Raw genomic sequence first — 20,081 nt, 5'->3', positions numbered from 1 at the left:
GTGCCGGTGCGAGCCTCGCTGACAAAGGGCCCGCCCCGACTTACTGTGATCACGCAGTCAGTCTCGGGGGAGGCATTGGTGGCTATCGACCTGCTCAATCACAAGCTCGATCGGGCGTTCGACCACATCGACGCGAGCGGCAACGGCGTCGTCGAGCGCGAGGACCTGCTGGGGCTGGGCGCCCGTATCCTGGTGGGCTTCGGGGAGTCCCCCACCTCGGTCGCCGGGGCGAGTCTCGTGGACAGCTTCGACCGCATCTGGTCCACCCTGTCGGAGACGCTGGAGCGCGACGGCGACTCCGGCATCGCGCGGCCGGACTTCCGGCGGGGGATGACGGCGGCGTTCGTCACGGGCGACCGGTACGACGAGGTGTTCAGGCCGGCCACGGTGGCGGTGGCCGAGCTGTGCGACGGCGACGACGACGGTCAGATCGGGCCGGCCGACTTCCGGACGATGTTGTGCGCGTTCGGGGTGCCCTACGACGACGTGGACGAGGCGTTCGACCGGCTGGACCGGGCGGGCAGGGGCTCGCTCACGGTGGAGGAGCTGGTGCTGGCCGCCGCCGACTACTACCGCGGCGACGACCCCAACGCCGCCGGCAACTGGCTGTTCGGGCCCCTGTGAACAGCACCGTGAGGAACACTCCAGTGAAGGGCGCCGTGAAGGACACCGAGGGCGCCGCCACGAGCACCGTATTTGGCACGGCGTTCGGCACCGCGCTCACCACCGCGCGCACCGCCCTGCGCTCGGCGCTGTCGTCCCTGCTGCCACGGCCGCGCCGGGGCGCCCCGGCCGCGCTCGCGCTGCTGCCGCTGACTGAGCGGGTGCCCGCGATGGCGGCGCCGTGCAGGATGCATCCGGCCGTGTACGCCATCGAGGCCGCGGTCATCGACTGGGCCAGGCGCACCGGCCTGCGCGCCGACCCGGGCGTCGGCTTCCACCGGATGGCCGGCCGCGCGTTCGCCGAGTTCGACGCGGCGGCGGCGGCGCTGTTCGCGCAGTGGCTGACCTGGCTGTTCCACCTGGACGACGAGCTGGACGAGCGCTCGGGCCCGCTGGAGATCTTCCACGGCATGCTCAAGGGCACCTCCTGCCACCCGCTGGAGGCGGCCTTCGCCGACCTGTGGCGGGTGACGAGCGTGCGCATGAGCGACCAGTGGCGGGCCAGGTTCGCGGTGGGGCTGCAGCGCCAGTACGACGCCTGCCGCGCCGAGGCGGAGAACCGCGCGGCGGGGCGGATGCCGACGCTGGAGGAGTATCCGGCGCTGCGCAGGGGCACGGTCGGCCCGTACCTGTACGACCTGGTGGAGCCGTGCCTGCGGGTCGAGGTGCCGGTCTGGGTGCACGAGTCGGACCCGTGGCGGCAGCTCGTGGACGCCTGCAGCGACGTCACCGCGTGGTGCAACGACGTGGCCTCGCGCCCGAAGGAGCGCGGCGACGTGCACAACTTCGTGGTGCTGGCGATGCGGCAGCTCGGGCTGAGCGACCGGGAGGCGACGGCCTGGGTGCTGGACCGGATCACCGGGCGCTGCCAGGACATGCGCAAGGCGGCCAAGCGGCTGCCGCTGGGCGAGCTGGAGCCGAAGGCGGCCAGGGACGTCAGCAAGGTGGCCTGCGCGTACCTGGCCGCGCCGCGCGCGCACCTGGACTGGCTGCTGGAGTCGCAGCGTTACGCATGAGCTCCGGGGCCGGCGGCGAGCATGTCGCCGGCCAGGGTGCGGCGGTAGACGACCTGCTTGCCGAGCCGCATGCCCACCGCCAGCCCGCCGCCGCTGAGCACGCCGAGGTGCTGGCTGACCGCGCCCGGCGTGAGCGCCATGCGGGTGGCCAGCGCGGAGGTGGTGGCGGGCTCGGCCAGCGCGAGCAGGATGGCGGCCCTGCTCCTGCCGATCAGCGCGGCGAGCGCGCCGGGCGCGGGCGGCGGCCCCTGCTCCCACAGCGTGCCGACGCCCTGCACGGGGTAGACGAGCATCGACTGGTACGGCGCCGTCATCACGGCCACCGACGGCCAGTAGAACGCGCTGGGCACGAGCAGCAGCCCGTCGCCGTGCAGCCCGCCCGCCTCGCACCAGGGCCGGTCGATGATCAGCGTGTCCCCCGTCCACCGCACGGCCGGGTCGAGCCCGGCGAACAACCGGCGGGCCCCGCCCTGGGCGAGCTGGCGTGAGCGGCCCATGACGTCCCGCTCCAGCAGCGCGTACACGCGGGGCCAGAACTCGGCGAGACACGCCTCCCAGTACGTCTCCAGCGCGTCCGCGACCCGCAGCACGCCCGCGCCGGGGTCGGCCGTGAACCGCTCGATCGCGGCCGGGTCCGTACCCCGTACCTTGGCCGCCTCCTCGCGGGCCCGTGCCGGGTCGGTGCCCCTGACCCGGTCGAGCTCGGCGGCGAAGTCGGGCATCGGCGTGTCGGGCGGCGGGGTGATGAAGTCGGCGAGGTAGCCGGTCGGCGGGACCAGCGCGAACAGCTCGCTCAGGTCGAGCCCGGCCAGCCGGGGGCGCACGGCCTTGAGCCAGGGCAGGTGGATCGACTGCCTGGCGGGCTGCTGGAGGGTGCGCAGGCTGGCCACGAGCTCCCACATCGGGGAGAAGGCGAACCGGATGTGGGCCACGTCCTCCGGCTTCAGCACCCAGGTGATGGACATGCTTTTAGTGTGCGCTAAATCGTTCGCACGACATAACCGGAAATCTCACTCTTTGAGGCGTGTCGAGCGCAACAGTCGAGAAACCCTCCTTCCTCCGGTCGCAGATCGGCGGGCTGCCCCGCCCGTTCTGGGCCTTGTGGGGCGGCACGCTGGTGAACCGCCTGGGCACCATGGTGATGCCCTTCACCGGCGTCTACCTGACCCAGAGCCGCGGCCTGTCCGTCACGGCGGCGGGCCTGGTGATGGGCGTGTTCGGGGTGGGGTCGCTGCTGTCGCAGCTCGTGGCGGGCGTGCTGGCGGACCGGATCGGGCGCCGCGCGACGCTGTCGGGCGGCATGCTGGCCACCGCCGCGTGCATGCTGGCGCTGGGCTACAGCAGCTCGCTGCCCGCGATCGTGGCCTCGATGTTCGCGCTCGGCCTGGTGATCGACGTCTACCGGCCGGCGTCGAACGCGCTGGTCGCCGACCTGGTCTCGGCCGAGGAGCGGCCCCGGGCGTACGGGCTGCTGTTCTGGGCGATCAACCTCGGCTACTCGGTCGGCATGACGGCCGGCGGCTGGCTGGCAGGCCAGGGCTTCCTCTGGCTGTTCTGGATCGACGCGCTGTCGGCCGTGGTCTTCGCCGTGCTGGTGTGGCGGGCGGTGCCCGAGACCACACCGGCCGCCCAGCAGGTGACGGGCGGGTTCGGGGTGGTGCTGCGTGACCGGGTCATGGTCGGGTTCACGCTGGTCGCGCTGGGCAACGCGCTGGTCTACTCGCAGACGATGACCATGCTGCCGGTGGCGATGACCGACGTGGTGAAGCTGACGCCGCAGGAGTTCGGCGTGGCCATGGCGCTGAACGGGATCCTCATCGTCGTCGTGCAGCCGCTGGTGTCGGGCTGGCTGGGGCGCAGGGACCCGGCGCGCACGCTGGCGCTGGGGCTGGCCGTGATGGCGGCGGGCTTCGCGCTGACCGCGTACGTGACCAGCATGCTGGGGCTGGCGGTGACGATCGCCATCTGGACGGCCGGCGAGATCGTCACGGCCGGGATCCCCGGCGCCATCGTGGCCACGCTGGCGCCCGCCGAGCTGCGCGGGCGGTACTCGGGGCTGTTCGGGTTCGCGTGGTCGCTGGCGGCGGTGCTGGCGCCGCTGCTCGGCGGGCCGCTGCTGGAGCTGGGCCCGCGGGCGCTGTGGTTCACGATCGGCGGGGTCGGCGTGTTGTCGGCGGCCGGCCTGCTGCTGCTCGGCCCGGCGATCAGGCGCCGCTGACCGCGGCGGCCCGAGCCCGCTATCGTTGCGCTGACCAGGTGCGGAGCGCGTTGAGAAAATTTTGATCGGACGTTGGCAGCCCACCGATAATTTTCACCCCGATCATGGGTGGGAAGGGCGGGTGGGATGCGCCGCGCAGGGCTGGCGCGAGGCGTGGCGATCGGCATGGCCACGCTCGCCGTGGTGTTCGAGCTCACCGACATCTGGGTGACGGCGCAGCTGCCGCAGCCCTCCTGGACGCCGCTGCCGTTCGCCCCTGAGGACATGGCGGGCACGGCGTTCCCCGTCTTCGGCGCGATCCTCGTGCACAGCAGGCCCCGGCTGGTGATCGGCTGGCTGCTGTGCGTCGGCGGGCTGAGCGCCGCGGCCAACATCCTGTCGGCCAACGCCTTCCACCTGCTGTTCGGGCATCCGTCCGCCGGCTGGCCGGTGATCAACTTCACCTGGCACGTGCTGCAGCTCACGCTCGGCGTGCTGCTGCCCCTGCTCTACCCGGCGGGCAGGCTGCTGTCGCGGCGGTGGCGCTGGGTGATCGTGCCGGCCGTGGCGGGCGTGGCGCTCGACTGGGCCGGCGCGCTGAGCGGGCAGAAGGCGTTCAGGGACCCGGCGCACTGGCTGGTGTCGGCGGCCATGGCGCTGGCGTTCGTCTCCCTGGTGGTGCGCTTCAAGCGCGGCGACGCGGCCGAGCGGCGCCAGCTCCTGTGGCTGGTGGTGGCGCTGCCGGGGCTGCTGGTGCCGTGGATGCTGGGCGACCCGTTCTGGTGGCTGGCGACGCTGTTCATCCCGCTGATCCCGGCGGCCATCGCGGTGGCGGTGCTGCGTTACCGGCTGTTCGGCATCGACACGCTGATCAGCCGGGCGCTCATCGGCACCGGGCTGATCATCGTGACCACCGGCGTGTACGTGGCGGTCAGCGCCGCGAGCAGCCTGTTCCTCGCCGAGGTGGACCGGGTGGCCGGGATCGCGGCGGCGGTGTTCGCCGGGGCGGCCTTCCAGCCGATGCGGCGCGGCATGCAGCGCGGCGTGGACCGGCTCCTGTACGGCAGCACCGGCGTGCCCGGCACGCTGGCCGGGCGGTTGCGGCACCGGCTGCAGCACACCGACCCCGTGCACGGGCTGCTGGCCACCCTGGACGTGCTGCGCGAGGGCCTGTCGGTGACGGGCGTGGCGGTCGAGCTGGACGGCACGACCACCATCTCGGGCGCCCCCGGCCCGCCCGCGCGGGTGATCTCGCTGGTGTGGCACGGGGAGCCGGTCGGGCTGCTGCTGGTCGGGCCGACCGACCGGCGCAGGTTCCCGGCGGCGCACGACGAGCGGGTGATCGCCATGCTGACCCCGTACATCGCCGACGCGGCGCACGCCGTGCGGCTGACGGCGGCGTTGCAGCGCTCGCGCGAGCGCATCCTGACCGCGCGCGAGGAGGAGCGGCGGCGGCTGCGCCGCGACCTGCACGACGGGCTCGGCCAGTCGCTGACCGGCATGGCCATGTCGATCAACGCCGCCCGCCTGTCCGTGCGCAGCTCGCCGGAGCGCGCCGACCTGCTGCTGGCCGAGCTGCGTGCCGGCATGGACGCGGTGAGCGGCGACATCAGGCAGCTCGTGTACGGCCTGCGCCCGCCCGCGCTCGACGAGCTGGGCCTGGCGGGGGCCGTGGCGGAGCTGGCGGGCACGCCGGTCGAGGTCTCAGGGGGTCTCGACGGGCTGCCCGCGGCCGTCGAGGTGGCCGCGTACCGGATCGTGCAGGAGGCGCTCACCAACGCCCGCAAGCACTCGGGCGCGGCCACGATCACCATCGCGCTGCGGCGCGCCGAGACGCTGCGGATCACCGTCACCGACGACGGGCGCGGCATCCCGGCGGACGCGCGGGCGGGCGTCGGGCTGGGCTCGATGCGGGAGCGGGCCGCCGAGCTGGGCGGCATGTGCGTGGTGCGGGAGGCCGCAGGAGGGGGCACGGTTGTCGACGCCGAGCTGCCTCTCTGACATTTCCCCATATACCCAGACCCATTCTGCCTCTACAGTTACGCCTGACATGCTGACCTTCACCGCTCTAGGACCGTTCCAGGCCTGGGCCGACGGCGCCCCCCTCGACCTCGGCGGCCAGCGGCAGCGGGCGGTGCTCGCGCGCCTGCTCGTCGCCGGTGGCCGCGCCGTCCCCGTGCACACCCTCATCGACGAGCTCTGGCCGGGTGACCCGCCCGCGCAGGCCCTGTCCACCATCCAGGGCTACGTCTCCCGGCTGCGCCGCGCCCTGGAGCCGGGCCGCGCACCCCGTGAGGAGGCAGGGGTGCTGGTGTCCGCGCCGCCCGGGTACGCGTTGCGCGCCCGGACCGAGCAGGTGGACGCCTGGCACTTCGAGACGCTGGTCAAGTCCGACGGCACGCCCGCGCAGGTGTGGGCGGCCATGGACACCGCGCTCGGGCTGTGGCGCGGGCCGGCACTCGCGGAGTTCGCGGAGCTGAGCTGGGCCGCGACCGAGGCCGGGCGGCTGGAGGAGCTGCGGCTGATCGCCGTCGAGCGGCGGGCCGACGCCGGGCTGGCTCTGGGCCGGGCGACGTCGCTGGTGGCGGACCTGGAGGCGCACGCGTCGGCGTACCCGCTGCGGGAGGAGGCGTGGCGGCTGCTCGCCGTGGCGCTCTACCGGATGGGGCGCCAGGGCGACGCGCTGGCGGCGCTGCGCAGGGCGCGCGCCGTGTGGCGGGACGAATTGGGGCTGGACCTGTCGGCCGGGCTGCGCCGGCTGGAGGCCGACATGCTGGCCCAGCGCCTGGAGGAGCCGCCCGCCGAGCCCGTGGCCGAGCCGGGGGCGGCCGGCGGGGTGCTGCGCGTGCTGGTGGCCGACGACCAGGCGCTGGTGCGTACCGGGCTGAAGGCCATGCTGGACAGCGAGGCCGGGTTCGCGCAGGCGGGCGAGGCGGCCAACGGCGAGGAGGCGATCTCGGCCGTCCGCGAGACGCGGCCCGACGTGGTGCTGCTCGACATCCAGATGCCGCGCCTGGACGGCCTGGCCGCCGCCCGCCGGATCCTGGCAGGCGAACGGCCGCCGAAGGTGGTGATGATGACCACCTTCGGCAGCGACGAGAACCTGTACGCGGCGTTGCGCGCCGGGGTGAGCGGGTTCGTGCTGAAGACGTCGCCGCCCGAGCAGATCCTGGCCGCCATCAGGGCCGCGGCGGCCGGTGACGCGCTCATCGACCCGGCCGTGACCACGCGGCTGATCTCGGCGTTCACCGGGCGCACCGACCCGGCCTCGCCCCCGGCGCTGGCCGGGCTCCCCGACGACCGGCTGGACGTGCTCAAGCTCGTCGCCCGCGGGCTGACCAACCGGCAGATCGGGCAGACGCTCGCGCTGCCGGAGGAGGAGGTGGGCCTGGTGGTCAAGTCGCTGCTGGAGCATCTCGGGCTGTTCGACCGGGCGCAGCTCGTGATGGCCGCGTACGAGTCCGGCCTGGTCACCCCCGGCGCGAAATGACCTACTTTTCGTCGCTTTGACGATAAAAATCGGGGCGTACTAGGCTTGATACGTGGCACAACTGCGCATTGCCCTGGCACAGACGAATCCGACCGTCGGCGACCTGAGCGCCAACGCCGACAAGCTGATCGCGTGGACCCGCGACGCGGCGGAGCGGGAGGCCCATCTCGTGGTCTTCACGGAGATGTTCCTCACCGGCTACCCGGTGGAGGACCTCGTGCTGCGCACCTCCTTCGTGGACGCCAGCATCCGGACGCTGGAGGAGGTCGCGCGCAGGCTGGAGCGCGAGGGCCTGGGGCACCTGCCCGTGGTCGTCGGCTACGTGGACCGCGCCGACCTGGCGCCCCGCGTCGGCCAGCCGAAGGGGGCCCCGCTCGACGCCGCCGCGCTGCTGTACAAGGGGGAGGTGGTCACCCGCACGGCCAAGCACCACCTGCCGAACTACGGGGTGTTCGACGAGTACCGCTACTTCGTGCGCGGCGACCGGCTGCCGATCTTCCGGCTGCACGGGGTGGACGTGGCGATCGCCGTGTGCGAGGACCTCTGGCAGGAGGGCGGCCCCGTGTCCGTCGTCGGGCAGGCCGGCGCCGGGCTGCTGGTGGCGCCGAACGCCTCGCCGTACGAGAAGGAGAAGGACGACGTACGGCTGGAGCTGTGCGCGCGCCGGGCCCGTGAGGCCGGGTGCGGGCTCCTCTACGTCAACCAGGTCGGCGGGCAGGACGAGTTGGTCTTCGACGGCGACTCCATCGTGGTGGACAAGTCGGGCGAGCTGGTGGCGCGGGCCGGGCAGTTCAAGGAGGAGCTGCTGGTCGTGGACCTCGACGGGCTGCCGGTCTCCGACGCCGAGCCCGGCACGTACCCCTACGACGCGGGCGACGGCTCCACGATCACGGTCGAGCGGCTGGTGCTGTCCGCCGAGCCCGTCGCGCCCTATCCCGCCGTGCCCGCCGCCGTGCCCGAGCGGCTCGACCTGCACGCCGAGGTCTACTCGGCGCTGGTGCTGGCAGTGCGCGACTACGTGGCCAAGAACGGGTTCCAGTCGGTCATCCTGGGCCTGTCGGGCGGCATCGACTCCGCGCTGACCGCCACCATCGCCTCCGACGCCATCGGCCCCTCCCGGGTCAACGTGGTGCTCATGCCCTCCCGCTACTCCTCCGACCACTCGCTGGCCGACGCCGAGGACCTCGTGCGCAGGCAGGGCGTCAACGCCCAGGTGGTGCCGATCGCCGACATCGTCAACGCCTTCGAGAAGGAGATCGAGCTGTCCGGCCTGGCCGCCGAGAACCTCCAGGCCAGGGTGCGCGGCATGATCCTCATGGGGCTGTCGAACGAGCACGGCCACCTGGTGCTGACCACCGGGAACAAGAGCGAGCTGGCCACCGGCTACTCCACCCTCTACGGCGACTCGGCCGGCGGCTTCGCGCCGATCAAGGACGTGCCGAAGACGATGGTGTGGGAGCTGTCGCGGTGGCGCAACGCCCACTCCGACCCGGACTTCCTGCTCCAGGCCGACCAGCCGATCCCGGAGAACTCGATCACCAAGGAGCCGAGCGCCGAGCTCCGTCCCGACCAGCGCGACACCGACTCGCTGCCGCCGTACGAGGTGCTGGACCGGCTGCTGGACGACTACGTCGAGAAGGACATGGGCTCGCAGGAGCTGATCGCGGCGGGGCACGATCCGGCGCTGGTGACGCGGGTGATCCGGCTGGTGGACCTGGCGGAGTACAAGCGGCGGCAGTATCCGCCCGGCCCCAAGATCACGCCCAAGAACTTCGGGCGCGACCGCCGCCTGCCCATCACCAACCGGTGGCGGGAGACCACGGGCTGAGGTTCTCTCTTCCGCCGGGCCGTCGCGACACCCGTCTTGAGAAAGCGTAACCCACAGGTTACGCTTTCGGAGTGAACATGGACGAGGCGGCCGCACGCGCGGACCAGGCGGCGGGCGGGGCTCGCGTGGATGAGGCGGGTGCGGCACGCATGGACCAGGTGGCCGGCGCTGTCGCCGATCCCGTGCGGCGGCAGATCCTCGTCCTGCTGCGCGACGGGCCGCTACCGGCAGGCGACATCGCCGAGCGCTTCGCGATCAGCCGCCCCGCCGTCAGCCGCCACCTGCGGGTGCTCAGGCAGAGCGGCCTCGTCCGCGCCGAGCTGGTCGGCAGGCAGCGCCTCTACACGCTCGACCCGGAGCCGTTCGGCGAGCTGATCACCTGGCTCGCCCGGTTCGCCCGCCCCACCGGCTGGGAGCACCGCTTCGACGCGCTGGAGACCGAGGTGTACCGCACCCGCCGCGAACGCCGTACCACCAGGGACGCCTCGCACGGCGTCGCAGGACAGGAGAACACCGCATGAGCCCCATCCCCACCGGCGCCCTGTTCAGCACCGCGAACGGCACCGACCTCGTCCTCACCCGCACCTTCCGCGCGCCCGCCGCCGACGTGTGGGCCAGCATCACCGAGCCCGAGCGCACGGCCCGCTGGTTCGGCCCGTGGGAGGGCGACGCGGCCCCCGGCCGCACGATCAAGGTGCAGCTCCTCTTCGAGGACCAGCAGCCCCGGTACGACCTGCACATCGACGCCTGCGAGCCGCCCCGCCGCCTGGCCGTCTCCTCCCTGGACGAGCACGGGGCCTGGCACGTCGAGCTGCTGCTGGCGGAGTCGGAGGGGGTGACGGAGCTGCGGTTCGTCCAGCATCTCGACACCGAGGAGGGCATCGGCGAGATCGGGCCCGGCTGGGAGTACTACCTGGACCTGCTCGTCGCCTCGCGCGACGGGTCCGCGCCGGTGAGCTTCGACGACTACTACCCGTCGATGAAGTCGTACTACGCGGGCCTGTCCACCTGAGTCCTCCGCTCAGGAAATGTCGGTGGCTCCTGGCACAGTTGCCGCGTGGCTCAACCGCTCAAAGACCTGATCAACGCCCAGTCGGTGTCGGTGCTGGCCGACGGGCTGGCCGCCGCGTGGCCCGCGTTCCCCCGAGCCCGCTTCACCGCACAGGCCCTGACCGGCCTCGACGGCCTGGAGCTCAAGGCCCGCGTCACCCACGTCTCCGCGGCCCTGCACGACGCACTGCCCCTGCCCTATCCCCAGGCCGCCGCGCTCGTCCGGGAGTGCGCGGCCACGCTCGACATGTGGAGCGGCTGGCCCGCCACCGACCACACCGCCACCCAGGGGCTCGACCACCTGGAGGCCGCGATGGAGACGCTGGCCGCGCTCACGCCGTACGCGACGGGCGAGTTCGCCGTCCGCCCCTACCTGGAACGCTACCGCGACGACGCCATCAAGATCATGTACGGCTGGGCGGAGTCCCCCGACGAGCACCTGCGCCGGCTGGCCTCGGAGGGCTCCCGCCCGCGCCTGCCGTGGGCCGGCCGGGTCGGCTGGCTGATGACCCCTGGCCCGACGCTGCCCCTGCTCGACCGGCTGCGCGACGACCCGAGCGAGTACGTACGCCGCTCCGTCGCCAACCACGTCAACGACCTGGCCAAGGACCATCCCGACACAGCCCTGGAGCTGCTGGCGAAGTGGCGCGCCGACGGCGGCTCCCACGTGGAGCGGGTGCTGCGCCACGCGGTCCGCGGCCTCCTGCGAGCCGGCCACCCGGAGGCCCTCGCCCTGGTGGGCGCCACGCCGGGCAGCGGCGCGGTGCACGAGCTGTCCCTCGACTCACCCACCGTGGCCGTGGGCGGCAAGCTGGCCTTCACCGTCACGGTGACGGCGGAGGCGGCGGGGCCGGTGCTGCTGAAGTACGCGGTGCGGCGGCCGGGCTCGCGCCGCGTCTTCCACCTCGGTCAGCGGGACGCGAGTGGCGCCGGCGCGACGTTCACCGTGCGCAAGAGCCACTCCTTCCGCCCGGTCACCACCCGCGACGAGCCGCCGGGCGCGCGGGAGCTCGACGTGATCGTCAACGGTAGGGTGGCCGCGACCGTCCCGTTCACGTTGACGGCGCCAGGAGAGCCTGCGCAGGAAGGGGTCCTGTGACGGACGTAGCCCGCGACATCGATCTGGTCCGCATCGAGCTGGGCGTCATCTGGCGCCTGGACGAGCGCGGGCGCCTGCCCGGCCCCGAGGACCTGGTCATCGGCGTGGCAGCCGATGGCCTGACGGCCGCCGTCGCGAGCGGCGTACCGGACGACCTGGCCGCCCGCCTCCTCGCGCTCTTCGCCTCCTCACACCCCGACACCTCAACCCGCCTCAGCACCCCGCCGAGCCTCGGCATCCCCCGTGACCTCGGCACACCACCGGACGTGCTCGCCACCTGCCGGCAGCTTCTCGGCGGCGAGCGGGTGTCAGTGACGGGCGGCCCCAGCTACCTCGTCGTCCCGCCGGTCCGGCCCGGCGTACCCGTGGACGTCCTGAGGTCGGACTCTGCGGAGCACGTCCAGCTCGTACGCTCCTTACCGCGCCCCAGCTCCTGGGAGCCCGACGAGTGGGACAAGCTCACCACCCGCAGCGCGGGGGCACCCTGGGCCATGATCGCCGAGGACGGCCGGCCGGTCTCCATCTGCCACAGCGCCCGCCTCACCCCGCTCGGCGCCGAGGCGGGCACCTGGACCGCACCCGCCTGCCGCGGCCGTGGCTACGCCGCCGCCACCACGGCCGCCTGGGCCGACATGCTGCCGGGGATCCACGCGTTCTACAGCACGAGCGCGGACAACCACTCGTCACAGCGGGTGGCCCGGCGGCTGGGCCTACGCCCGCTCGGCTGGTTCTGGCACCTCACCGCCTGAGACCACTCGCAGACCTCTGCCCGCTCACCCGACACCGCAGCACCCCGGCACCCCGGCGTCACCGGCCGCCACCTGTGTGCACGACCTCCCGCTCCCACCCCTCACGCGGCTGCGTGTGCAACCTCCAGTAGTGCTCGGCGATGTCATCCGGATCGAAGGCCGTCCCCGGCGCGACGACCCCCGCGACCGTGACACTGGCGGCGTGCACCCCCGCCGCCCCATACTCCTCATCCACCATCGCCACCAGCGCCCGAACCCCCACCTTCCCCAGCGACAAGCTCACGTACGCCGCCTTGGGCTCAGGCATCCCCCCGGTGACGATGAACGTGCCACCACCTCGCCGCGCCATCGCGGGCACCACGTGCGAGGCGGTGACCATCGCCCCCACCACGTTGACGGCCCAGGCGTCGAGCTGCGCCCGCGCGTCCACCGCACCGAGCGTGTCCGGCCGGATGATCGCGGCGTTGTACACGACCACGTCCGGCGTGCCGAGCGCCCCCGTGGCCGCGTCGAGCGCCGCACGCAACTGGCCCTCGTCACCGCAGTCGGCCCGGTACGTGCGCACCCCGTCCAGGCCGAGAGCGCTGCCGCTGCGCGAGAGGAGCCCCACCGCCAGCCCCTCCCTGGCGAACCGGGCGGCCACGGACCGCCCGATGCCCGGCCCCGATCCGACGATCACCGCTCCAGGCATGATCCGCTCCTTCACGTTGTTGCCTTGCATGACGCCGACGACGGTAAGGCGTCACATCGATGTGAAGGTCAAGGAAGCTCATGAGGATCGGTGACCTGTCCCGCGAGACCGGGGTTCCCAGGCGGCTGCTGCGCTACTACGAGGAGCAGGGCCTGTTGCGCCCCCACCGGCTGCCGAACGGCTACCGGGAGTACGGCGAGGCGGACGTGGCCGCCGTGCGCCACATCCGCACGATGCTCGCCGCCGGCCTGCCCACGGCGGTCATCGCGCGGCTGCTGGACTGCGTCCACGACGACGGCGAACGGATGGTGCCGTCCGCCTGCCCCGGCATGGTCGCCGGCCTCCGGCGCGAAAGCCGCCGCCTCGCCGAGACGATCGACCGGCTGCGGACGTCCCAGCAGGCACTCGACACCATGCTCGCAACAGCCCTGGAGGAGCGCCGCTGATCACCCCTCCGCCGCCACGGGATCGACGACGGGGAACGAGTGGTGCTCGTGGGCGACGACCCACCGCCCGTCCTCCTTGCGCAGCCCGAACGTGATCCGCAGCCGCGCCTCCCGCTCCTCCTCGGCCGGGCCGCAGCGCAGCAGGGCGTGCGCGTAGGCGACGTCGGCGCCGGCCGTGACCTCCAGCGACCGGATGTCGAACGCGACGCCCTGCGCCAGCCAGCCGAAGAACGGCGGCCACGCCGCGCGGTACGCCTCGATGCCGCGCAGGTTCTCCGGCACGTCGTGCATCACGATGTCGTCGGCGTGGTCGGCGGCGACCCCGTCCAGGTCCCCGGCGCGCACCGCCGCCGCCCACCGCTCGATCAGGGTGCGGACCTGCCGCTCATCGTCGATCATGGTTTCCTCCCGCGTGGGCTGTTCCGTTCACCGGTGACAACCCGGGCGGCGGGGGAAACTCATCGCCGTCCGGCAGCCCGAACGCGGCGAAGCCGGCCTCCAGGAACGAGACCACCTCGGCGATCCGGGTGCCGCGCACCACGAGCAGGTCCAGCCCGGCCGGGACGTAGCGGCCCCGCTCCTGGTCCCACAGGTACGTGCCGAACGCGAGCTGCCCGTTCGCCCGCGCCACCAGGAACCGCCACCGCCACCGCAGCGGCCCCTCCTCCAGGAACGCCCTGATGCCCGCGTGCCCCCGGTACCAGGTGGTCAACGGTGGCATCGAGTACTTCGCGTCCTCGGTCAGCATGGCCACGATGGTCTCGACGTCCCCGGCCTCCCAGGCGTCCGCGTACCGCTGGGCCAGCTCCCGGCTGCCCCGCTCGCCCAGCTCGCGCAGGGCCTGCTGCTGGGTGGTGCCGGGCAGCAGCTCACGCAGCCGGGCGCGGGCCCGTTGCAGGGCGCTGTTGACGGCGGCGACCGTGGTGCCCAGCAGGTCGGCGACCTCGCGGGCGGCGTACCCGAGCACGTCGCGCAGCAGCAGGACGGCCCGCTGCAGGGCCGGCAGGTGCTGCAGCGCCGCCACGAACGCCAGCTCCACGCTCTCGCGCGCCAGCACGCGCGCCTCTGGGCTCAGCTCGTCCGCCCAGCTCATCAGCCGGTCCGGGTACGGCTCCAGCCACGCCGCCTCGGTCACCGGCGCGCCGCCCGGGCTGAGGTCGGTGGGCAGCTCGCGGCGGCCACGGCGGTCGAGCAGGGTCAGCGAGCGGTTGGTCGCGATCTTGTAGAGCCACGGCCTGATCGAGCCCCGGTTCTCGAACCCGCCCAGGCTGCGCCACGCCCGGTCCAGGGTCTCCTGGACGGCGTCCTCGGCGTCGTGCACGGAGCCCAGCATCCGGTAGCAGTGCGCGCGCAGCTCGTCCCGCAGCGGCCCGACCAGCCGCCCGAACGCCTCCTCGTCCCCGTCTCGCGCCGCGGCGAGCAGCTCCCCCACGGCCTCGTCGGGCTCGTCGGTCCAGGTCCGCGTCATCCAGGCCCCTCGGCGTCCGGCCACTCCACTCGTGTCGGGTGCCAAGCTACCGCCCACCCGGCCCCCGCCGGATCTGAGACGATCGTGAGGCCATGACGGAGATGACATGCTGTGTCTCGTGCGGCGGCGGCACCGTGGCCCCCGACGGCCACTGCTGGGACTGCGGCACCCCCCAACCGGCCTTCCGCTCCCACCTCGAGCTCACGGCGGCCGGAGGCGCCGCCGGAGTCAGCGACCGCGGCCTGCGGCGGGCGGTGAACGCGGACGCGATGGCCCTGGTGAGGGTGGGCGAGTGGACGGTGGGCGTGGTGTGCGACGGCGTCTCCATGTCGTCCCGCCCCGAACGCGCCGCCCAGGTGGCCGCCGACACGGGCGCGGCCACGACGGTCGCGCTGTTACGCGCGGGCGCCCTGCCGGAGACGGCGCTGACGGAGGGCACCATCCGCGCGGCCCGCGCCGTCACGGCCCTCGCCGCCCCGCGCATGAGCCCGGCCCCGCCCGGCCCGCCGCCGGATCGGCGCTCTCCCGACCAGCCCGCTCTCGGCCCATCGGACAAACCGGGAGAAAACCCGCCCGCCTGCACCTACGTCGCCGGCATCGCATCTCCGGACGGCGTCTGGACCGCCTGGATAGGCGACAGCCGCGCCTACTGGCTCCCCCGCGAAGGCACCCCGATGACCCTCACGGAGGACGACACAGGCACCCACGACGCGCTGTCCGCCTGGCTCGGCGCCGACGCGGCCGGCCCGGACCCGCACCTGCGCAGCTACCGCCCCCACACCCCCGGCGTCCTGCTGCTCTGCACGGACGGCCTGTGGCGCCACCTGCCCACCCCCGCCGCCCTGCGCACCCGCACCACGCGAGGCACCGACCACCTCCACACGGCCCGCGCCCTCGTGACGCACGCCCTCACGGCGGGCGGCGAGGACAACATCACCGCCCTGCTCCTCCCAGCCGCCCCTCGATCCCATCCAGGATGAGCCCGAGCCCGAGCAGGAACTGCCCGTCGAAGTCGGCGTCCTCCACCTGGCTGAGGCGGGCGAACTCCGCATCCAGGTGCCCCGCCACCCTGGCCCGGATCTCGGCGTCCGCGGCGGGGGTGCGTACCTTCTGCCACCAGATGTTCTCCGCCGCGACGAACCCGTTCACGTACGACGACAACGTCCCCACGGCGGCGGTGAGCACGGGCCCCGCCAGCCCCGCCTCCGCCAGCGCCGCGTAGAACAGCCGGGAACGCGCCAGCGCCCGGGGCCCGAGCAGCGGGCGGGTGGCGGTGAGGGCGGGCACCCACGGATGGCGGCGCATAACGGCGCGGCTCTGCGTGAGCTGCGCGATCAGCAGCTCACGCCACGGCTTCGGCTCGCCGTGCCCCTCGATCTCGCCGTGCGCCTGGATCTCGCTCGGCACCTCGATCTCGCCGATCACCTCGTCCAGGGCCAGGTCCAGCACATCCTCCTTGGTGCGGACGTACTCGTAGAGCGACATCGTCCCCGCACCCAGCCGCGCCGCGAGGCCGCGCATCGAGAACCCGGCCACCCCCTCGGCGTCGAGGAGCGCGACGGCGGCCGCGACGATGCGCTCGCGCGAGAGCCGGGGCCTGCGCGGGCGGGCGTCGTCGCGGAACCAGATCGTGTCCGGCATCGGCCGAAGACCTTTCCGTGCACTGTACGGAAAACCGTACCGCTAGCTTAGGCCGCCCCGACGTCCTCATGGGAGGGACGACATGACCGACGAGCGGTGGCGGCGGGACTACGCGATGCTCGCGCTGCGGATCAACCGGCTGGCCACGGGCAGCCCGAGCGGCACCGCGCTGATCTACCGGGGGCCGGCCGAGTGGGCGGCGGCGGTCGAGGCGGAGCCGCCGGCCGTGGCGGGGGCGCTGGCGGAGGAGGCGGAGCGGCTGCTGGAGTGCGCGCCGTCCGCCTATCTCGCGGCCCACGTCCGTGCCGTGCGCGCCATGGCCCGCCACCTGGACGGCGAGCGGCTGCCACTGGCGGAGTACGGGCGGGAGTGCCTGGGGCTGGAGCCTCGGTGGGTGCCGGAGGAGGTGTTCGAGCAGGCCCACGCCGACCTGGACGCGGCCCTGCCGGGGACGTCCGGCACGCCGGCCGACCGGCTGAGGGCGTGGCAGGCCGCGCACACGCTGCACGACGTCGAGCGGCTGCCCGCGCTGGTGGACCGGGCGGTGGCCGAGACGCGGGCCAGGACGGCCGCGATCGTCCCGCTGCCGCCCGGCGAGGTGGTGGAGTGCCGGCTGGTGGAGGGCGTGGCCTTCCACGGGGCGGGCGAGTACGAGGGCGGGCTGAAGTCCACGATCCACATCAACCGGGCGATCCCCTTCAACGTCGCCGACCTGCTGAACCTCGTGGCCCACGAGGGGCATCCCGGGCACATCGCCGAGTCGATGCTCAAGGAGCAGCGGCTCGGGGACGAGCGGTGGGTGCGGTTCATGTTGTCGCCGTCGTTCGTGCTCAGCGAGGGGCTCGGGCTGCTGGCCGAGGAGCTGGTGTTCCCCGGGGACGAGGCGCAGGCGTGGCTGAGCGCGAACGTCCTGCCCGAGCTGGGCATCCGGCCCGACGGCAGCGACTTCGCGGCGGTGCACCGGGCCAGGAACGCGTTGTGGGGCGTCTGGGGCAACGCGGCGTTCCTCGCGGCGGAGGGGCGGCCGGAGGTGGGGGCGTACCTGGGGCGGTGGGCGCTCTACGGGGAGGAGGAGATGGCGGCGGCGCTCCGGCTGCTGGAGCCGTCGCCGATGAGCCCGTACCTCTTCGGCTACTTCCACGGGTGGGAGCTGCTGCGGCGCTGGGCGACCGGCCCCGAGCGGGTGCGCCGGCTCCTCACCGAGCAGCTACTGCCCGCCGACGTCACGTCCTGAGGCACGCCGCGCGATGAGCTGCTCCACGCCGTCGAGCAGCAGGTCGAGGCCGAAGCGGAAGTCGTCGTCGTGGACCCAGCCCTCGGCGCCGCGGAAGGCGCCGCCGCGAACGGCGGCCGCCGCCGCGGGATAGCGCTCGGGATCGAGCAGCTCCACCAGCAGCTCACCGTAGTCGGCGGCGCTGCCGACCCCGGCCTCCTCCATGTCCTCGAAGCCCCTGCCGGCCGAGTCCATGATGGCCGCGTCGGTCAGCGCGTAGCCCGTCAGGGTGCTGGCCACGTTGATCTTCTCCCCGTCGTCCAGCCCCGTGCCGTCGAGCGCTGCCAGCGCCCGGTCCAGCCAGAGCAGCCGCCGCGGGCCGAGCGGCGGCGCGAACTTCGTGATCGGCAGCACCCAGGCGTGCCGCAGCACGAGATCGCGCTGGAGCCGCGTCCACAGGGCGAGGTAGTCACGCCAGGGCAGCCCCGCAGGCTCGGGCGGGTCGGGGGCGATGGCGTCGGCCATCAGGGTGAGCAGGTCGTCCTTGCTGCCGATGTAGCGGTACAGCGCGGTCGCGGCCACCCCCACCCGCGTGGCCACGCTGTTCATGGACACCCCGGCCAGCCCCTCGGCGTCGGCGATCTCGACGGCGGCCGTGGTGATCGTGTGCAGGTCGAGCCGGGGCCGCGGCCCTCTGCGCGGCACCGGCTCGCGCCCCCACAACCGCTGCAGCATGGGGGGCAACCGGTCCTGCGCCATCGAAGTCCTCCTTGACTCACTCCTAGGATTCTGCATTACCTTGAAACTATGAACGTCATACACAGTAGGCCATTCACAGATGCCGTCCACGCCCGGGGGCTCACCAAGTCGTTCGGCGCGACCAGGGTGCTGGCCGGGATCGACCTGACCGTGCCCACCGGCTCGCTGCTGGCGCTGCTCGGGCCCAACGGCTCGGGCAAGACGACGACCGTGCGGATCCTGACCACGCTGCTCGCCCCGGACGGCGGCACCGCCACGGTGGCGGGGCACGACGTGACGCGCGAGGGCCCGCAGGTGCGCCGCGCCATCGGGCTGACCTCCCAGCAGGCCACGGTGGACCCGTTGCTGACCGGGCGGGAGAACCTCGAGCTGTTCGCCGGCCTCTACCACCTCGGCCGCCGCCGGAGCCGGCTGCGGGCCGCGGAGCTGCTGGAGCGCTTCGACCTGACCGGCGCCGCCGACCGGCGGGCCGGCACGTACTCCGGCGGCATGCGGCGGCGCCTGGACCTGGCGGTCAGCATGGCGTCGGCGCCGCCGATCCTGTTCCTGGACGAGCCCACGACCGGCCTCGACCCGCGCAGCAGGGCCGAGCTGTGGTCGGTGATCCGCGAGCTGCTCGCCTCCGGCACCACCATCCTGCTGACCACGCAGTACCTGGAGGAGGCCGACCAGCTCGCCGACCGCGTCGTGGTGATCAACGCGGGCCGGGTCGTCGCCGACGACTCCCCCGCCGCGCTCAAGCGCCAGGTCGGCAGGGAGCGCCTGGCCCTGCGCCCGGCACGCCCGGCGGACCTGCCCCGCGCCGGCGCCGCCCTGCCCGGCTCCCAGCTCGACCCCGGCGCCGGGGAGCTGACGCTGGCCCTGCACGGCCCCGACCACCTGCGCCACACGCTGGAGGCGCTGCACGGGGCGGGCATCCCGGTCGCGCACGTCGAGCTGCGCACCCCCACCATGGACGACGTCTTCTTCGAGCTGACGGCGGCCGCGGCATGAGCACCCCCGTCACCGCCGCCGGCGACCTGCGCCGCCTCGTCGTCCGCGGCCTGCGCAGGGACGTGCGCGTGCTGGACGGCCTCATCGTCAACACGGCGCTGCCCGTCATGATCATGGTCTTGTTCGTGTACGTGTTCGGCGGCGCGATCACGACCGGCTCCAGCGGCCTGGCCTACATCGACTTCGTCGTCCCCGCCGTCCTGCTCATGTCCGGCGGGTACGGCGCCGCCCTCACCGCCGTGGCGATCGCCGAGGACATGACCGGCGGCATGATCGACCGGTTCCGCACCCTGCCGATCAGCGGCTGGACCGTCCCCGCCGGGCACGTCGTGGCCTCGGTGATCCGCAACGTGCTGTCCTCGGCCATCGCCCTGGCCGTCGCGCTCCTGCTCGGCTTCCGTCCCGTCGCCTCGCTCACCGACTGGGCGCTGGTGCTGGCCCTGGTCACCGGGTACGTGCTGGCCATGTCCGCGCTGGCGGCGGTCTGGGGGCTGCTGGTCAGCTCGTCCCAGGCGGCGGGGGCGTTCAGCTTCGTCGTGCTGTTCCTGCCGTACGTGTCGGACGGCATCGTCCCGGCCCAGACCATGCCGGGCGTGCTGCGCGACTTCGCCTACAACCAGCCGCTGACGCCGATCATCGAGACCATGCGGTCGCTGCTGCTGGGCCTGCCCATGGGCGCGTCGGGGGCGGTGGCCACGGCGTGGCTGGCGGGCACGGTGGTGATCTGCGTGCCGGTCGCGGCGGTGCTGTTCCGCCGCAGGACGAGCGCGCGCTAGCC

General features: G+C 73.5%; 21 protein-coding genes. 15 read left to right on the top strand and 6 right to left on the bottom strand.

What is annotated here, in order from left to right; genetic code table 11:
• Positions 1–78 precede the first annotated feature (78 nt).
• Both LCN96_RS16555 and LCN96_RS16550 read left to right on the top strand, forming a co-directional pair.
• Positions 79–624, top strand: coding sequence for an EF-hand domain-containing protein (locus tag LCN96_RS16555; protein ID WP_225273523.1), 546 nt, complete (start codon positions 79–81; stop codon positions 622–624).
• A gap of 23 nt (positions 625–647) precedes the next feature.
• Entirely contained in the window at positions 648–1,679 is a 1,032-nt protein-coding gene (locus LCN96_RS16550) for a terpene synthase family protein (RefSeq protein WP_225273522.1), read from the top strand.
• Here the strand turns inward: LCN96_RS16550 and LCN96_RS16545 are convergent.
• On the bottom strand, positions 1,670–2,644 hold the full coding sequence (locus LCN96_RS16545) for a DUF5937 family protein (RefSeq protein ID WP_225273521.1): 975 nt from the start codon (positions 2,642–2,644) through the stop codon (positions 1,670–1,672). The two genes, LCN96_RS16550 and LCN96_RS16545, sit on opposite strands and share 10 nt — an antisense overlap.
• Positions 2,645–2,703: 59 nt before the next feature.
• On the opposite strand from LCN96_RS16545, the gene LCN96_RS16540 reads away from it, so the two are divergent.
• From LCN96_RS16540 to LCN96_RS16505, 8 genes are all read left to right on the top strand, one after another.
• On the top strand, positions 2,704–3,897 hold the full coding sequence (locus LCN96_RS16540; RefSeq protein WP_225273520.1) for an MDR family MFS transporter: 1,194 nt from the start codon (positions 2,704–2,706) through the stop codon (positions 3,895–3,897).
• A 126-nt stretch (positions 3,898–4,023) separates the two neighbouring features.
• Positions 4,024–5,877 (top strand): sensor histidine kinase, encoded by a 1,854-nt coding sequence (locus LCN96_RS16535; protein ID WP_225273519.1) that lies wholly within the window; start codon positions 4,024–4,026, stop codon positions 5,875–5,877.
• Positions 5,878–5,926: 49 nt separating this feature from the next.
• On the top strand, positions 5,927–7,366 hold the full coding sequence (locus tag LCN96_RS16530) for a BTAD domain-containing putative transcriptional regulator (RefSeq protein ID WP_225273518.1): 1,440 nt from the start codon (positions 5,927–5,929) through the stop codon (positions 7,364–7,366).
• A 52-nt stretch (positions 7,367–7,418) separates the two neighbouring features.
• A complete protein-coding gene (locus LCN96_RS16525) occupies positions 7,419–9,194 on the top strand; it encodes an NAD+ synthase (protein ID WP_225273517.1) in 1,776 nt (591 codons plus the stop codon).
• Positions 9,195–9,271: 77 nt separating this feature from the next.
• Entirely contained in the window at positions 9,272–9,715 is a 444-nt protein-coding gene (locus tag LCN96_RS16520) for a metalloregulator ArsR/SmtB family transcription factor (RefSeq protein ID WP_225275992.1), read from the top strand.
• The gene (locus tag LCN96_RS16515) at positions 9,712–10,206 is read left to right on the top strand and encodes an SRPBCC family protein (RefSeq protein ID WP_225273516.1); all 495 of its coding nucleotides are present in this window, start codon (positions 9,712–9,714) and stop codon (positions 10,204–10,206) included. The genes LCN96_RS16520 and LCN96_RS16515 overlap by 4 nt, the downstream gene beginning before the upstream one ends.
• 45 nt (positions 10,207–10,251) lie before the next feature.
• A complete protein-coding gene (locus LCN96_RS16510) occupies positions 10,252–11,343 on the top strand; it encodes a hypothetical protein (protein WP_225273515.1) in 1,092 nt (363 codons plus the stop codon).
• The gene (locus LCN96_RS16505) at positions 11,340–12,092 is read left to right on the top strand and encodes a GNAT family N-acetyltransferase (protein WP_225273514.1); all 753 of its coding nucleotides are present in this window, start codon (positions 11,340–11,342) and stop codon (positions 12,090–12,092) included. Before LCN96_RS16510 ends, LCN96_RS16505 begins: the two co-directional genes overlap by 4 nt.
• Positions 12,093–12,150: 58 nt before the next feature.
• Here the strand turns inward: LCN96_RS16505 and LCN96_RS16500 are convergent, their stop codons facing one another.
• Positions 12,151–12,783, bottom strand: a complete 633-nt coding sequence (locus LCN96_RS16500; protein ID WP_225273513.1) for an SDR family NAD(P)-dependent oxidoreductase — start codon at positions 12,781–12,783, stop codon at positions 12,151–12,153.
• Positions 12,784–12,863: 80 nt separating this feature from the next.
• Here LCN96_RS16500 and LCN96_RS16495 point away from each other — a divergent pair, with 80 nt between their 5' ends.
• Positions 12,864–13,229: a MerR family transcriptional regulator gene (locus LCN96_RS16495; protein WP_225273512.1), complete on the top strand. Its 366-nt coding sequence runs from the start codon at positions 12,864–12,866 to the stop codon at positions 13,227–13,229.
• Here LCN96_RS16495 and LCN96_RS16490 read toward each other — a convergent pair whose 3' ends face one another.
• Positions 13,230–13,628: a nuclear transport factor 2 family protein gene (locus tag LCN96_RS16490; protein ID WP_225273511.1), complete on the bottom strand. Its 399-nt coding sequence runs from the start codon at positions 13,626–13,628 to the stop codon at positions 13,230–13,232. It lies immediately after the preceding gene.
• Complete coding sequence (locus tag LCN96_RS16485; RefSeq protein WP_225273510.1) at positions 13,615–14,697, bottom strand: sigma-70 family RNA polymerase sigma factor; 1,083 nt, start codon at positions 14,695–14,697, stop codon at positions 13,615–13,617. The genes LCN96_RS16490 and LCN96_RS16485 overlap by 14 nt, the downstream gene beginning before the upstream one ends.
• Positions 14,698–14,789: 92 nt before the next feature.
• On the opposite strand from LCN96_RS16485, the gene LCN96_RS16480 reads away from it, so the two are divergent.
• Complete coding sequence (locus tag LCN96_RS16480; protein ID WP_225273509.1) at positions 14,790–15,677, top strand: PP2C family protein-serine/threonine phosphatase; 888 nt, start codon at positions 14,790–14,792, stop codon at positions 15,675–15,677.
• Here LCN96_RS16480 and LCN96_RS16475 read toward each other — a convergent pair.
• Positions 15,631–16,338 carry a TetR/AcrR family transcriptional regulator gene (locus LCN96_RS16475; protein WP_225273508.1) on the bottom strand — a complete coding sequence of 236 codons (708 nt, stop codon included), beginning with the start codon at positions 16,336–16,338 and terminating at the stop codon, positions 15,631–15,633. The two genes, LCN96_RS16480 and LCN96_RS16475, sit on opposite strands and share 47 nt — an antisense overlap.
• Before the next feature lie 82 nt (positions 16,339–16,420).
• Here LCN96_RS16475 and LCN96_RS16470 point away from each other — a divergent pair, with 82 nt between their 5' ends.
• Positions 16,421–17,572, top strand: a complete 1,152-nt coding sequence (locus LCN96_RS16470; RefSeq protein ID WP_225273507.1) for a hypothetical protein — start codon at positions 16,421–16,423, stop codon at positions 17,570–17,572.
• Here LCN96_RS16470 and LCN96_RS16465 read toward each other — a convergent pair.
• Entirely contained in the window at positions 17,546–18,310 is a 765-nt protein-coding gene (locus tag LCN96_RS16465; protein ID WP_225273506.1) for a TetR/AcrR family transcriptional regulator, read from the bottom strand. The genes LCN96_RS16470 and LCN96_RS16465 overlap by 27 nt on opposite strands.
• A gap of 48 nt (positions 18,311–18,358) precedes the next feature.
• Here LCN96_RS16465 and LCN96_RS16460 point away from each other — a divergent pair, with 48 nt between their 5' ends.
• On the top strand, positions 18,359–19,303 hold the full coding sequence (locus tag LCN96_RS16460) for an ATP-binding cassette domain-containing protein (protein ID WP_225273505.1): 945 nt from the start codon (positions 18,359–18,361) through the stop codon (positions 19,301–19,303).
• Complete coding sequence (locus LCN96_RS16455; RefSeq protein WP_225273504.1) at positions 19,300–20,079, top strand: ABC transporter permease; 780 nt, start codon at positions 19,300–19,302, stop codon at positions 20,077–20,079. The genes LCN96_RS16460 and LCN96_RS16455 overlap by 4 nt, the downstream gene beginning before the upstream one ends.
• Positions 20,080–20,081: the final 2 nt, after the last annotated feature.

The organism is Nonomuraea gerenzanensis (assembly GCF_020215645.1).
Lineage (GTDB): Bacteria > Actinomycetota > Actinomycetes > Streptosporangiales > Streptosporangiaceae > Nonomuraea > Nonomuraea gerenzanensis.
The sequence above is the reverse complement of the archived record's forward strand: the minus strand, read 5'-3'. Positions and strand labels throughout refer to the sequence as shown.